The organism is Mycobacterium arosiense ATCC BAA-1401 = DSM 45069, from assembly GCF_002086125.1.
GTDB classification, from domain to species: domain Bacteria; phylum Actinomycetota; class Actinomycetes; order Mycobacteriales; family Mycobacteriaceae; genus Mycobacterium; species Mycobacterium arosiense.
Genome location: NZ_MVHG01000257.1, coordinates 1 through 399, shown reverse-complemented (window position 1 = coordinate 399; position 399 = coordinate 1). Strand labels below are relative to the sequence as shown.

At 67.7% G+C, this 399-nt stretch carries 1 protein-coding gene; it reads right to left on the bottom strand.

Annotated features, from left to right (window positions below):
- On the bottom strand, positions 1-399 hold a 399-nt coding region (locus BST14_RS31835), incomplete at both ends, for a CorA family divalent cation transporter (protein ID WP_211280839.1).

Sequence of the window (399 nt, the reverse complement as noted above, 5' to 3'; positions counted from 1 at the left end):
AGTAGATGTCCCGCTGCGGCGCCAGGTAGCGCCGCAACCCCGCCGACCGGCGGCGCAGGGTACGCAACTGGTGCTGGTCGGGACTGGCGCGCTCGTCCGCCTCGACCAGCTCCTCGACAGCATCGAGCTGGTCGGCTATCCCGCTGATCAGCGTGTCGACGCGATCGGTCAGGTAGTGCGCGAGGTAGTACACGACCTCGGATGCTGTCTTCGGCCCTTTCCCCGCCTCCAGGTCCTCGAGCAGATCGGCCACCGCCTTCAGCGGCCGCAGGCGCAGCGAGATCACCAGGCGCGCGTCGGCGAATACCCGCAGCGAAACCATGTCTTCCGGCTCCGCGCCCGGATTCAGGTTCACTCCACGGAGGAACACCAGCAGGCTTTCGGCCCCGAGATCGAGCA